General features: G+C 69.0%; 13 protein-coding genes. 6 read left to right on the top strand and 7 right to left on the bottom strand.

All coding sequences use genetic code 11. The features are described 5' to 3' along the window. Positions 1 to 3: 3 nt before the first annotated feature. The gene (sugE, locus tag EV668_RS05830) at positions 4 to 318 is read right to left on the bottom strand and encodes a quaternary ammonium compound efflux SMR transporter SugE (RefSeq protein ID WP_133768866.1); all 315 of its coding nucleotides are present in this window, start codon (positions 316 to 318) and stop codon (positions 4 to 6) included. A 104-nt stretch (positions 319 to 422) separates the two neighbouring features. Between sugE and thrC the strand changes: the two genes are divergently transcribed. From thrC to EV668_RS05815, 3 genes are all read left to right on the top strand, one after another. Then, positions 423 to 1,838, top strand: coding sequence for a threonine synthase (gene thrC / locus EV668_RS05825; protein ID WP_133768865.1), 1,416 nt, complete (start codon positions 423 to 425; stop codon positions 1,836 to 1,838). Then, the gene (locus EV668_RS05820) at positions 1,835 to 3,118 is read left to right on the top strand and encodes a M16 family metallopeptidase (RefSeq protein ID WP_133768864.1); all 1,284 of its coding nucleotides are present in this window, start codon (positions 1,835 to 1,837) and stop codon (positions 3,116 to 3,118) included. Before thrC ends, EV668_RS05820 begins: the two co-directional genes overlap by 4 nt. A gap of 259 nt (positions 3,119 to 3,377) precedes the next feature. Further along, complete coding sequence (locus EV668_RS05815; RefSeq protein ID WP_425359585.1) at positions 3,378 to 6,263, top strand: EAL domain-containing protein; 2,886 nt, start codon at positions 3,378 to 3,380, stop codon at positions 6,261 to 6,263. 12 nt (positions 6,264 to 6,275) lie between these two features. Here EV668_RS05815 and EV668_RS05810 read toward each other — a convergent pair whose 3' ends face one another. Beyond that, positions 6,276 to 6,902: a YqgE/AlgH family protein gene (locus EV668_RS05810; RefSeq protein ID WP_133768863.1), complete on the bottom strand. Its 627-nt coding sequence runs from the start codon at positions 6,900 to 6,902 to the stop codon at positions 6,276 to 6,278. Between the two features lie 129 nt (positions 6,903 to 7,031). Here EV668_RS05810 and EV668_RS05805 point away from each other — a divergent pair, with 129 nt between their 5' ends. After that, a complete protein-coding gene (locus tag EV668_RS05805; protein WP_133768862.1) occupies positions 7,032 to 7,529 on the top strand; it encodes a peroxiredoxin in 498 nt (165 codons plus the stop codon). Positions 7,530 to 7,568: 39 nt separating this feature from the next. Here EV668_RS05805 and rnhA read toward each other — a convergent pair whose 3' ends face one another. Both rnhA and EV668_RS05795 read right to left on the bottom strand, forming a co-directional pair. After that, the gene (gene rnhA / locus EV668_RS05800; RefSeq protein ID WP_133768861.1) at positions 7,569 to 8,027 is read right to left on the bottom strand and encodes a ribonuclease HI; all 459 of its coding nucleotides are present in this window, start codon (positions 8,025 to 8,027) and stop codon (positions 7,569 to 7,571) included. After that, the gene (locus EV668_RS05795) at positions 8,024 to 8,992 is read right to left on the bottom strand and encodes a homoserine kinase (protein WP_133768860.1); all 969 of its coding nucleotides are present in this window, start codon (positions 8,990 to 8,992) and stop codon (positions 8,024 to 8,026) included. Before EV668_RS05795 ends, rnhA begins: the two co-directional genes overlap by 4 nt. A gap of 232 nt (positions 8,993 to 9,224) precedes the next feature. Here EV668_RS05795 and EV668_RS05790 point away from each other — a divergent pair, with 232 nt between their 5' ends. Continuing rightward, positions 9,225 to 9,437 carry a Flp family type IVb pilin gene (locus tag EV668_RS05790; RefSeq protein WP_245512871.1) on the top strand — a complete coding sequence of 71 codons (213 nt, stop codon included), beginning with the start codon at positions 9,225 to 9,227 and terminating at the stop codon, positions 9,435 to 9,437. Between the two features lie 16 nt (positions 9,438 to 9,453). Here the strand turns inward: EV668_RS05790 and EV668_RS05785 are convergent, their stop codons facing one another. Then, positions 9,454 to 10,350 (bottom strand): LysR substrate-binding domain-containing protein, encoded by an 897-nt coding sequence (locus EV668_RS05785; RefSeq protein ID WP_133768859.1) that lies wholly within the window; start codon positions 10,348 to 10,350, stop codon positions 9,454 to 9,456. 27 nt (positions 10,351 to 10,377) lie between these two features. Between EV668_RS05785 and EV668_RS25725 the strand changes: the two genes are divergently transcribed. Further along, entirely contained in the window at positions 10,378 to 10,827 is a 450-nt protein-coding gene (locus EV668_RS25725; protein ID WP_133768858.1) for a DUF1127 domain-containing protein, read from the top strand. Between the two features lie 11 nt (positions 10,828 to 10,838). On the opposite strand, the gene EV668_RS05775 is transcribed toward EV668_RS25725, so the two are convergent. Both EV668_RS05775 and EV668_RS05770 read right to left on the bottom strand, forming a co-directional pair. Next, entirely contained in the window at positions 10,839 to 11,732 is an 894-nt protein-coding gene (locus EV668_RS05775) for a DUF937 domain-containing protein (protein ID WP_133768857.1), read from the bottom strand. A gap of 67 nt (positions 11,733 to 11,799) precedes the next feature. Next, positions 11,800 to 12,156: a DUF6481 family protein gene (locus EV668_RS05770; RefSeq protein ID WP_166652425.1), complete on the bottom strand. Its 357-nt coding sequence runs from the start codon at positions 12,154 to 12,156 to the stop codon at positions 11,800 to 11,802. Positions 12,157 to 12,460: the final 304 nt, after the last annotated feature.

Below are 12,460 nucleotides of genomic sequence, written 5' to 3'. Positions count from 1 at the left end.
CGGCTAGCTGACGACCTTGAGGCCGATGATGCCCGCGAGGATCAGGCCGATGCAGGCGATGCGCAGGATCGTCGCCGGATCGCCGAACAGGATCATGCCGAGGATCGCGGTGCCGACGGTGCCGATTCCCGTCCAGACCGCATAGCCGGTCCCCACCGGCAGGGTCTTCAGCGCGACGCCGAGAAGCAGGACGCTCGCCACCATGCAGACAAGCGTCAGGATGGTGGGGATGGGGCGTGTGAAGCCCTCGGTGTATTTCAGGCCGATGGCCCAGCCGATCTCGAACAGGCCCGCGACGAAGAGAATGAACCAGGTCATCGGCGGGGCGGTAGGCCTCCGGCCGGCCCGACGCAACTCCCCGCTCCGGCTTGGCGTTCCGGAGCGCTGCCCTTAAGTGATCCGCCAACGATCCGGACATCGCGATGCTGCATATCTCCACCCGCGGCGAGGCTCCCGCCCTGCCCTTCACCGACGCGCTCATGACGGGCCTCGCAAGCGACGGCGGCCTCTACCTGCCCGAACGCTTCCCCGCCCTGTCGCACGACGCGATCGCGGGTTTCGCGGGGCGTCCCTATGCCGAGGTCGCCGAGGAGGTCCTGGGTCTCCTCGCGGACGGTGAGATCGAGACGCAGGCTTTCGCCGCGATGATCAAGGACGCCTATGCCGGCTTCCGTCATCCGGCCGTCTGCCCGCTCGTGCAGCTCGCCGACAATCTGTTCGTCCTCGAGCTGTTCCACGGCCCGACGCTCGCGTTCAAGGACGTGGCGATGCAGCTCCTCGGGCGCCTCATGGACCACGTCCTCGCGGCGCGGGGGCAGCGGGCGACCATCGTCGGGGCGACCTCCGGCGATACCGGCAGCGCGGCCGTGGCGGCCTTCGAGAATTCGAGCCGCGCGGACGTCTTCATCCTCTATCCGCATGGTCGCGTCTCGGAGGTGCAGCGCCGGCAGATGACGACCGTCGCGGCGCCGAACGTGCACGCCCTCGCGATCGAGGGCTCCTTCGACGATTGCCAGGCCATCGTGAAGGCGCTGTTCGGCCGCGAGGACTTCCGCACCGAGATGCGGCTGTCGGGCGTGAATTCGATCAACTGGGCGCGAGTCGCGGCGCAGGCCGTCTATTACTTCACCGCGGCCGTCGCCCTCGGCGCGCCGCACCGCGAAGTCGCCTTCTCGGTCCCGACCGGGAATTTCGGCGACGTCCTCGCCGGCTGGGTGGCGCGGCGCATGGGCCTGCCCATCGCGGGCCTCACCATCGCGACGAATGCCAACGACATCCTCGTCCGCTCGCTGGCGAGCGGGCGCTACGAGGTGACGGGCGTCGTGCCGACGACCTCGCCCTCGATGGACATCCAGGTCTCCTCCAATTTCGAGCGGCTGCTGTTCGACGCCGGCGGGCGCGACCCGGAGCCCGTGCGCCGCGCGATGGCCTCGCTGCGGCAATCGGGCGCCTTCACCATCGCGCCCGAGACCCTCGCCCGGATCCGCTCGGAGTTCGAGGCCGAGGCCATCGGCGAGGCCGAGGTCGCGGGCGAGATCGGCACGACCTGGCGCGAGGCCGGCTATCTCCTCGACCCCCACACCGCCATCGCGGTGAAGGCCGCCCGCACGCGGCTCGCGCGCGATCCGGCGACGCCCGTCGTCGCGCTCTCGACCGCTCATCCCGCCAAGTTCCCGGACGCCGTGGAGGCCGCTTCGGGCGTGCGGCCGCCGCTGCCCCCGCACCTCGCCGACCTCATGGGGCGGCCCGAGCGCTTCACGGTTCTGCCGAACGATGTCGATGCCGTCGCGGCCTTCCTCTCGCGCGAAGCGCGCGCCGTACGCGGGCAGGCCGCATGAGCCGGACCGACCGCACGGAAGCCGGCGTCCGCATCACGACGCTCTCGAACGGCGTCACGGTCGCGACCGAGGCGCTTCCCGGCGTCAGGACGGCCACGACCGGCGTCTGGGTCGCGGCCGGCTCGCGGCACGAACAGCCCGACGAACACGGGCTTTCGCACCTCCTCGAGCACATGGCCTTCAAGGGCACGCCCCGCCGCAATGCGCGCCGGATCGCCGAGGACATCGAGAATGTCGGCGGCGAGATCAACGCGGCGACCTCCAGCGAGTTCACGAGCTACACCGCCCGCGTTCTCGGCGAGGATGTCGGGCTCGCGATCGACGTCCTGGGCGACATCCTGACGAACTCGCTCTTCGACGAGACGGAGCTGAGACGCGAGATCAACGTCATCCTCCAGGAATATGCTTCCATTGAGGATTCACCCGACGAGGTGGTCGGCGACGCGTTCATGGAGAAGGCCTTTTCCGGCCAGGCGATCGGACGTCCGATCCTCGGCCGGCCGCAGACCATCCGCCGCTTCGAGCCGGCCGGCATCCGGGCCTTCATCGAGCGCGAATACACGCCCGCCCGCATGGTGCTGGCGGCGGCCGGCGCCGTCGACCACGCCCAGGTCGTCGAGGCGGCCGAGGCCGCGCTCGGCAGCCTCGTCGCGCGCAGCGCGCCCGAGACGGCACCGGCCACCTATACGGGTGGCGAGGCGCGGCTGAAGCGGCGTCTCGAACAGGCCAATGTCGTGATCGGCCTTCCCGGGATCTCGTTCCGCGATCCCGGCTATTTCGCGATGCACATGTTCGCGCAGGCGCTCGGCGGCGGCCTGACCTCGCGGCTCTGGCAGGAGGTGCGCGAGACGCGCGGCCTCGCCTACGAGATCGACGCCTTCCACTGGCCCTACAGCGATTGCGGCGTGTTCGGCATCGGCGCAGGCACGGCCGATCGCGACCTGCCCGAACTGATCGAGGTCGCGACCGCCACGGCCCGCGAGACCGCCGAGGGGCTCGAACCCGAGGAACTGGCGCGGGGACGGGCCTCGCTCAAGGTCTCCCTGCTCGCGGCCTTGGAGACGCCGGGCGGACGGATCGAGCGCGCCGCCCGCCAGCTTCTCGCCTGGGGCCGGATCATTCCCGCCGAGGAGACAGTCGCCCATATCGACGCTGTCACCGTCGAGGAGGTTCGGGCAGCCGGGCGGCGGACGCTCGCCGGCCCGCTCACGCTGGCCGCCATCGGGCCGATCCGCTCGCTTCCGCCTCTCGAGCGGATCGCCGCCGCGCTCGCGGCATGAGGACGGCACCGGGAAGGGCCATCCCCGAGGACCTCTTTCAGCCGCAATGCAGGCCCATCCACAGCCGATGCAGCGCCGCTGGCAGAGGCTCGCCGGGCTCCTTCCGTTCGGAGGCCGGCATGGCCCTGCCGTTGGCGACCGACCCGACCCTTCTCCACGACGATCTCGGGCGGACCGTCCCGCCCTACGCCTTGCCGCAACGCCCCGTGCCCGGTACGGATTCGTGGGCCGGCTGACTCGACCCGGACCTTTCCCGATTTTGCGCGCGATCCGCCCTCTCCTCGCCGTTCTGGCCCTCCTCGCCGGCATCGTCCTGATCTCCGGCCATGCGTCGGCCGTGGAAGCCGTGCGCGTGACGCCCAAGAGCGTTGCGATCGACCTCACGTCGAAGATCGAGCGCTACGACACCACCGAGGACACGATCCAGATCTCCACCGCGCCCGGCCGCGACGGCATCGTCCGGCGCATCGCGGTGAAGGCGCGCGACGGCGGCTCGACCCAGGGCTGGATCGTCTTCGCGCTCACGAACTCGTCCGACGAGCAGATCGAACGGCTTCTCGTGGCGCCGCATTTCCGGCTGGTCGGCTCCGGCATCATCTGGCCCGATCTCGGCTCGACCCGCATCGCCGCCATCACCGCCAGCGAAGGCATCCGGCCGGAGCGAGAGCCTTCGCCCGACGCGGACCTGTTCCAGATCACGATCGACCCCGGGACCACGGTCACGTTCGTCGCCGAACTCGCCGCCCCCCGGATCGGCCAGGTCGTCCTGTGGGAGGCCGACGCCTATCGCCGCAAGCTCAACGGGCTGACGCTCTACAAGGGCATCATCATCGGCATCGCGGGTCTCCTCGCCCTCTTCCTGACCATCGTCTTCGTCGTGAAGGGCGCGTTGATCTTCCCGGCGGCCGCGGCGCTGGCCTGGGCCGTCCTCGCCTATGCCTGCATCGATTTCGGCTTCTTCCAGCGCATCTTCTCGATCAGCGACGCGACCGAGCGCATCTACCGGGCGGGGGCCGAGGCGGTTCTCGCGATCACGCTCCTCGTCTTCCTCTTCGCCTATCTGAACCTCAGCCGCTGGCATATCCGCTACAGCACGGTCACGCTGCTGTGGCTGCTCTTCCTCGGCGCGCTGACCGGCTTCGCCGTGATTGACCCGGCGACGGCCGCCGGCATCTCGCGCATCTCGATCGGCGTCCTCGCCGCGGTCGGGCTGATCCTCGTTCTGAACCTCGCCGTGCGCGGGTTCGACCGCGCGATCATGCTGATCCCGACCTGGCTTCTTCTCTGCGTCTGGGTGGCGGCCGCCGGCCTGACGGTGGCGGACCGCATCTCGACCGAACTGGCACAGCCGGCGCTCATCGGCGGCCTCGTCCTGATCGTGATGCTGATCGGCTTCACCGTGATGCAGCACGCCTTCTCGGGCGGCGCCATCGCGGGCGGCCAGGGGAGCGAGGCGGAACGGCGCGCGCTCGCGCTCGCCGGGTCCGGCGACATGGTGTTCGACTGGGACGTCGCCAGCGACAAGATCCACGTCTCGCCCGAGGTCGAGCACTCGCTCGGCCTGAGGCGAGGCACGCTCGGCGGCTCCTCGCTCGACTGGCTCGACGCCGTACACACGCTCGACCGCGACCGCTACCGGACCGCGCTCGACGCCGTGATCGAGAACCGGCGCGGACGGCTCTGCCAGGATTTCCGACTGCGCTCGACCGCCGGCCCCTTCCACTGGTTTCGGCTCAAGGCCCGGCCCGTGATCGGGACGGACGGGGAGGTCATCCGCATCATCGGCACGCTGACCGACGTCACGGATGCCAAGACCGCCGAGGAGCGCATCCTCCAGGACGCGGTCCACGACAATCTGACGGGTCTGCCGAACCGCCACCTCTTCCTCGACCGGATCGAGGCGGCGCTGGCGCTGGGGGCTGAGGACGACGAATGGCGGCCGGCCGTCATCGTCGTCAATCTCGACCGCTTCAAGCACATCAACGATTCGGTCGGCCACTCGGCCGGGGATTCGATCCTCCTGACCTTCTCGCGCCGCCTCTCGCGGCTGATCCGCCCGCAGGACACGCTGGCGCGGCTGTCCGGAGACACCTTCGCGATCCTCCTGCTCTCGGAGCAGCAGGACGAGCGGATCGAGATCCTCGGCGAGCAGATCCGGCAATCCATCTCGAGCCCGATCACCTATGCGGAGCGCGAGATCTTCGTGACCGGCTCGACCGGCATCGCGCGGCATGATCCGAGCCGCCGGGCCAAGCCGGAGGAGCTGGTGCGCGAGGCGGAGATCGCAGTCGCGCATGCCAAGCGCCTCGGCGGCGATCAGGTCGAGCGCTACGATCCCGCCATGCGGCAGACGACGCGCGGCGATCGCCTCGGCCTCGAAAGCGATCTCCGGCGCGCCCTCGACCGCGGCGAGATGCGGGTGGCGTTCCAGCCGATCGTCCGGCTGGAGGACCGCACCATCGCCGGCTTCGAGGCCCTGCTGCGCTGGGACCATCCGCGCTTCGGGGCCATCGGGCCGCAGACCTTCATCCCGCTGGCGGAGGAGACGGGGCTCATCGTCGATCTCGGCCTGTTCGCCCTCGACCGCGCGGCGCGGGAGCTCGCCGTCTGGCAGAGCGCGCTCGATGTCGATCCGCCGATCTTCGCCTCGGTCAACGTCTCGAGCCGGCAGCTCCTGAAGCACGACCTCCTGCACGACCTGAAATCGGTGCTGAGCCGCACCGCCATCGTGCCCGGCTCCCTCAAGCTCGAGCTCACCGAGAGCCTCGTGATGGAGAACCCGGAATATGCCGCCCAGATCCTGACCCGGATCCGCGATCTCGGCGCGGGCCTGTCGCTCGACGATTTCGGCACGGGCTACTCGGCGCTGTCCTACCTCCAGCGCTTCCCCTTCGACACGATCAAGGTCGACCAGTCCTTCGTGCGCGACCTCGCCAACGGCAAGCCGCTCATCCTGCGCTCGATCCTGAGGCTGGCGCAGGAGCTCGGCATGGATGTCGTGGCCGAGGGGGTCGAGAGCGAGTCCGAGGCGATCGAACTCTTCCATCTCGGCTGCGACTACGCGCAGGGCTTCGTCTTCGGCGAGGCGATGACGTCCGCGCAGGCTCGGGAACTCGTGGGTGCGGGCCGGGCCGACGCAGCCTGACGGCCAGCCCGCTCAGGCGTGGCCGGCTTGCGTCGACAGCATGCCGAGATCGATGCCGATCTTGCGCAGGGCGAGATCGTATTTGGCGTCGAGGGCCGGCCCGAAGATCAGGCCCGGATCGGCCGGGCAGTTCAGCCAGCCGTTTGCCTGGATCTCGCTCTCGAGCTGACCCGGCCGCCAGCCCGCATAGCCGAGGGCCAGGATCGCGTTTTCCGGCCCCTTCCCCCGCGCGATGGCGCGCAGGATGTCCACGGTCGCGGTGAGGCAGACGTCGTCGTCGATCGGGAGCGTCGACTCGTCGAGGAAGAAGTCGGGCGTGTGGAGGACGAAGCCACGGCTCGTCTCGACCGGGCCGCCCATGAGCACCGCCATCCGCTCGGCATGCTGCGGCAGCCGGATCCCGCCGCCGGCAGGGATGACGCCGAGCTGGACCAGCAGGTCGGGAAAGCTGAGATCGGGGGCCGGACGGTTGATCACGATGCCCATCGCGCCTTCGTCCGAATGGGCGCACAGGTAGATGACGCTGCGCCGAAAGCGCTCGTCGTCCATGCCGGGCATGGCGACCAGCATCTGCCCATCGAGATAGCCCGATTGGCCGCCGCGCGCCTTGCTCGCTGGTGAGAGCCCGGATCGTGTCATGGGCTCATGCTACGCGGAAGCGAAAGCTTGTCCACCCGCCTCCCGGTCGCGGCCGCCTGCGCCGCGTGTCCTCGACGCGGCCGCGTGGCCGCTGTAAGCGGTCAATCCTCTTTCAGCGGAGACGTATTCATGGCGATCAAGGTCGGCGACCAACTCCCCCAAGCGACGTTCCGGGTGATGACATCCGACGGACCGGCCGCCAAGACGACGGACGACCTGTTCAAGGGGCGCAAGGTCGTGCTCGTCGCCGTTCCCGGTGCCTTCACGCCGACTTGCGACCGCAACCACCTTCCCGGCTACGTCACCCATGCCGACGACATCAAGGCAGGCGGGATCGAGGCCATCCTCGTCACCTCGACCAACGACGTGTTCGTTCTGAAGGCCTGGAGCACGGCGGCCGGCGCGGACGGCAAGGTCGAGATGGTCTCCGACGGCAACGGCGACTTCGCCAAGGCCATCGGCCTGTCCTTCGACGGCTCGGGCTTCGGGCTCGGCATCCGCTCCCAGCGCTACGCCATGGTCGTCGACGACGGCACCGTGACGTCCCTCGCGGTCGAGGACACGCCCGGCAAGGCCGACGTCTCGGGCGCCGAGGCCCTGCTCAAGGCGCTCCGGGGCGAGGGCTGATCGCCTCTCCCTGACGCGGCGCTCAGGCGGGGCGGCGGATCACGGGTTTCCGACCGGACCCCGCCGCATCGCCTCGATGGCGCCCCGCGCCATGCCGTCGACCCGGTTGTTGCGGGCATCGTCGGCATGGCCCTTGACCCAATGCCAGCTGACCTCGTGCCGCTCGCGCGCGGCATCGAGGCGGCGCCACAGATCCTCGTTCTTGACCGGCTTTCGATCGGCCGTCAGCCAGCCTTTCTTCTTCCAGCCGGCGATCCAGGTCGAGATGCCGTTGCGCACGTACTGACTGTCGGTGTGCAGATCGACCGTGCAGGGGCGTTTCAGGGCCTCGAGAGCCGAGATCGCCGCCATCAGCTCCATGCGGTTGTTCGTCGTGTGCGGCTCGGCGCCCGAAAGCTCCCGCTCGGCCTCGCCGAAGATCAGGAGCGCGCCCCAGCCACCCGGGCCCGGATTCCCCGAACAGGCCCCATCCGTGTAGATCGTCACACGCTCGCTCATCGCGCCATCCATCCATATTCCCGCGCGGTCTCGACCCGTCGATGGAAGGCGAGCTTGCGATCGTATTCGAGAGGATCCTTCGGCCGCACCAGCGCCCCCGGCGGCACGTTCAACCAGTCGACGAGGCGCGTCAGCATGAAGCGCAGGGCCGAGCCCCGGCAGAGCGTCGGCAGAGACGCCACCTCGGCCGGCTCGAGCGGACGGACGGATTGGTAGCCGCCGATCATCGCCGTGCCCTTCGTCAGGTTGAAGGAGCAATCCGCCTCGAAGCACCAGGCGTTGAGGCAGATCGCGAGATCGTAGGCGAAGGCATCGGTGCAGGCGAAGTAGAAGTCGATCAGCCCCGACAGCTCCGGTCCGATGAAGAAGACGTTGTCGGTGAAGAGATCGGCATGGATCACGCCGCTCGGGAGGCCGGAGGGCCAGGCGTCTGCGAGATGAGCGAGTTCGCGGCGCGCGCGTCCCGCGAGACCGTCGGCGACGCGGTCCGCCTCGGCTTCCGCCCGCGCGAAGAGCGGCGCCCAGCCGGGCAGCGATAGCGCATTGGCGCGCTCGATCGGAAAGTCGCGACCCGCTTCGTGAAGGCGCGCGAGCGCCGCTCCCACCGCCCGGCAATGCGCCGCCGACGGCCGCTTGACCGCGAGGCCGTCGAGGAAGGTCACGATGACGGCCGGCCGGCCCGCGAGGCGGCCGAGGGCCATGCCGGCCCGGTTGCGCACGGGAACCGGGCAATTGAGGCCGCGCGCCGACAGGTGCTCCATCAGGCCGAGGAAGAACGGCAGGTCCTCTTCCCGGACCCGCCTCTCGTAGAGCGTCAGGATGAAGGGGCCGCTCGTCGTCTGGAGGAAGAAATTGGAGTTCTCGACACCCTCCGCGATCCCCTTGAAGGAGAGCACGTCGCCGAGATCGTAGCCGGCGACGAAGGCGCGCAGGTCCTCGTCCGAGACATCGGTGTAGACGGCCATCACGCGGCCGGGATCAAGTGCGACATGGCCGGCATCTGCGAGAGGGCGATGCGGCTGTCAAGGCGCGCCCGCCGGAACCGCCCGAAGATGCCGCCCCGCCACCGCAATACGCGATCCGGTTCGGGGCCGGACCAAGACAAGCGTTCACTATACTCGCGCCTGCAAGATTCGGCGCCGATCCGGCACGTTGCTTCCAAGAGATCGCCGGTTCGGCTTAATCGAATCAAAAGCAATGGCCGGCTACGAACGAGTCCGAATGGCTGGGTCCTGCATGTTCAAGAGATGGCGTCATGACGCGGGCGGCGCGACGGCGATCGAGTATGCCCTCATCGCGGGCCTGATCTCGATCGCGATCGTGGGCGGCCTGAACATGATGGCAACCGGCACCGGATCGCTCTACGGCACCATCGAGACGGCGTTCAAAACCCATCTGAGCGGAAGCTGAGCGCGACCTTCCCCCGTCATTCCGCCGCGTCCGCCAGCCCGACGAGCCGTCCCGATCCGAGATTGTCGAGATTGACCCGGATCTGGTCCGCCAGCGCGTCGGCCAGATCGTTGCTCCCCGAAGCTGCCTGGATCAAGCCGATCTTCGAGGTCGGAAGAGGCGGAAAGCCGTCCCGAGCGCCCAAAATGCGCATCCCGGACTTCACGGCGCTCTCCGGGAGGATCGAGACGGCGAGCCCGGCCAAGACCGCGGCCCCGACGGCCGTCGAGTTCCAGCTCACATAGGCCGTGCGATAGGCCCGGCCGACCTCGCCGAGGGCAGAGACGGCCGCGTGGCGCCAGCAGCAATTCGCGCGCCCTGTCGCGAGCGGCAGCGGGTCCTCGTCGTGAACGCAGTGGCGGGCCGACGTCACCCAGAGCAACTGCTCGACGCGCACGATCTCCGATCCGCCACGGCCATCGGTATGGGTGACGATCGCAAGGTCGAGATCGCCGGTCCGCATCGCTTCGACGAGATGCGGCGTCGGCTCGCAGACGACCGTCACCTCGGCACGCGGGTTCGATCGGGCGAAGGTCGCGAGGATCTCGGGAAGGTAGCGATCGACGTAATCGTCCGGCAGGCCGAGGCGGACGCGGCCGGTCAGGTCGCTATCCGACAGGGCCGCCACGCATTCGCCATTCAGCCGCACGATGCGTCTCGCGTAATCGAGGAGCCGTTCGCCGTCCTCGTTCAGTCGCGACGTCCGCCCATCTCGCTCGAAAAGTTCGCGGCCGATCCTCTCCTCGAGACGCTTCATCTGCATCGAGACCGCCGATTGCGTCTTGTGCACGATCTCCGCCGCCCGCGTGAACGAGCCCGTATCGGCGATCGCGACGAGGGTCCGAAGCTGATCGATGTCCAGCATGGTCGGCATGGGCGCAAACTCCATCACGGAAACGTGATGCGTCTCATCTCAAGCATTCGTTTTACTCATAGATTTTGCGCGCCGATAGTCCTCCGGCCGCGCCTTTCCGCGGCTCCGCTCCGCCAGAGACCATCAGGAGGCCGTTCCGGACACGCCATGACACCGCTCGACCAACAGCCCACTTCCGCCGAGACTGCATTCCGCCCAGGCGGCGTGATCCGCCGTGCCGTCTCGTCCATCCGAGCCATCTGGCAAGGGGTGGCTGTGCGCCGGGAACTCGCGCGGCTCCATGAACTCGACGACCGGATGCTCAGGGATATCGGCCTGCTGCGCTACGACATCATGCGGGGTTCGCACAAAGGCCGCGGTGGGGATGGCTCCGTAGGAGCCTACCTTCGACGCACGGACATCAGGCTTCGACCCCGCACGCGAGAGGTTGCGATGCGGTGCGTAACGCCGGACCCGTGTGAGAAAGCAGCCGCCTGACGGCCCGGCCGTCAGGTCGGGCGCGACTGTCCCCAGACGCCGTCCAGGATCGACTGGAAGGCGGCGAGATGCTGGTCCTGGATGGTGCGGCCGCTCTCGAAGATCTCGGACAAGGCCGCGAAGGGGTTCGGCTCGCCGGCTTTCGACTCCGCCTCGGGAGCATCGCTCCCGGGGTCGGAATCCGCCTGCGCCGGGCTCTCACCGGATTGGGCGACCGCATCGGGCTCGGAGGAGGACGAAGACCCCGTCGTCCCTGCCTCGGGAGCAGCAGCGCCCATCATGCTGCCCACCATGGCCACCCAGGCGTCGAGCACCGTCGCGGGTTCGGCGGAGGCGGGGGGCGCGGCCGGCGCCGGCTCGGGCCGCACGCCCATCATCGACGACACCGCGTCCTGCCACGCCGACCAGGGATCCTGGGGCCGCGGGGGATTGATGCGCACGCTCGCCGATTTCAGGGCATCGCCCCACTGGCGCAGGTGATCGGCAAATCCCTCGACCGTCGCCACCCGGAAGGCGCCGCCCGCGATCGTCGCGGCGAGAGCCGGCATCATTTCCTGAAGCGCCTGCGTGCCGACGCCGGCGAGCGCCGCGGCCTGAGCCGCGATCTGCCCGCTCGCCTCCGGCGACTTGAAGAGCTGATCGAGAATCGCGCCGCCATTCGCGGCCGCCTGAGCCGCGTTCGGCGCGTCGTAGAAGGGAGCGTAGCGGCCGGATCCGATCGTGCGCATCAGCTCGCCGAACGCAGCCGGATCGAGCGCGGCGCGCTGGAAGGCGAGCGTGAAGGCGGGAAGCACGGCCTCGACCGCACGGATCGTCTGCGCAGGCGCGAGTCCGAACTGCCTCGACAAGATGTCGAGGCCCATACCGCTGCCGGATTGGCGGGCGATGTCGAAGAGATTGACCATGGCGTCTCCGAGACGAGCCTATCACGGCCCGTTCTCGAAGACAGACGAAAAACCTGTCTCGGTCTTATTACTTTCGGCGCTTGGCCGCCTTGCGAGCCGCGTAGCGGGCGTCGCGGGCTGCCTTGCGAGCCGCCTCGAGAGCCAATTCGCGCTCGACCCGCTCGCTTTCCTCGCGCGCCTTGCGCTCGGCCTCGGCCGCTTCGAAGGCGATGCGTTCGGCCTCGCGACGAGCCTCGTCCTCACGGCGCAGACGCTCACGCTCCGCCTTCCGCGCCTCGCGAGCTGCCGCGATGGCCGCACGCTCGGCCCGGCGGGCCTGCACCTCGGGGTCATCCACGCTGGGGCGCGACCTGAAACGCTCCAGCATCGCCTGCTTGGCGGCAACCGAATTCGACGCGCGCTCGGTAAACTTGTGGTCCTTCAGCAAATTCTGCTCCTTGCAGCGGCGCGCCTCACGTCATCCATGATGCCGCTCGGCGTGCCTGTTCCGCCCCTTCACCCCGGCGAAAGCCGTGACGCGTCCGGATCGGACGCGGCTCCTGTCCCATGGGTCGGAGGGCAGAGCCCGGCCGCGATGGGCGAGACGTCGTCACGCTTGCCGGGCTCGGGCGCGCATTTGCCCTAAATCGCACGAAATTTCAAGGCTGAGGGGTATTGTCCTGGCTGCATGGCAGGACGGGCCGACGGGCGCATCGCTCGATGCGGAACACGGCGACGCCGGAAGCGCC

Origin of the sequence: Enterovirga rhinocerotis, assembly GCF_004363955.1 — a bacterium.
GTDB lineage: Bacteria > Pseudomonadota > Alphaproteobacteria > Rhizobiales > Beijerinckiaceae > Enterovirga > Enterovirga rhinocerotis.
The sequence above is the reverse complement of the archived record's forward strand: the minus strand, read 5'-3'. Positions and strand labels throughout refer to the sequence as shown.

Bases quoted from the DNA above. Each gene is read 5' to 3' on its own strand.
- sugE (WP_133768866.1), bottom strand. From the start codon at position 318: ATGACCTGGTTCATTCTCTTCGTCGCGGGCCTGTTCGAGATCGGCTGG.
- EV668_RS05775 (WP_133768857.1), bottom strand. From the start codon at position 11,732: ATGGTCAATCTCTTCGACATCGCCCGCCAATCCGGCAGCGGTATGGGC.
- EV668_RS25725 (WP_133768858.1), top strand. From the start codon at position 10,378: ATGCGTCTCATCTCAAGCATTCGTTTTACTCATAGATTTTGCGCGCCG.
- EV668_RS05805 (WP_133768862.1), top strand. From the start codon at position 7,032: ATGGCGATCAAGGTCGGCGACCAACTCCCCCAAGCGACGTTCCGGGTG.
- rnhA (WP_133768861.1), bottom strand. From the start codon at position 8,027: ATGAGCGAGCGTGTGACGATCTACACGGATGGGGCCTGTTCGGGGAAT.
- EV668_RS05795 (WP_133768860.1), bottom strand. From the start codon at position 8,992: ATGGCCGTCTACACCGATGTCTCGGACGAGGACCTGCGCGCCTTCGTC.
- EV668_RS05785 (WP_133768859.1), bottom strand. From the start codon at position 10,350: ATGCCGACCATGCTGGACATCGATCAGCTTCGGACCCTCGTCGCGATC.
- EV668_RS05820 (WP_133768864.1), top strand. From the start codon at position 1,835: ATGAGCCGGACCGACCGCACGGAAGCCGGCGTCCGCATCACGACGCTC.
- EV668_RS05790 (WP_245512871.1), top strand. From the start codon at position 9,225: ATGGCCGGCTACGAACGAGTCCGAATGGCTGGGTCCTGCATGTTCAAG.
- EV668_RS05810 (WP_133768863.1), bottom strand. From the start codon at position 6,902: ATGACACGATCCGGGCTCTCACCAGCGAGCAAGGCGCGCGGCGGCCAA.
- thrC (WP_133768865.1), top strand. From the start codon at position 423: ATGCTGCATATCTCCACCCGCGGCGAGGCTCCCGCCCTGCCCTTCACC.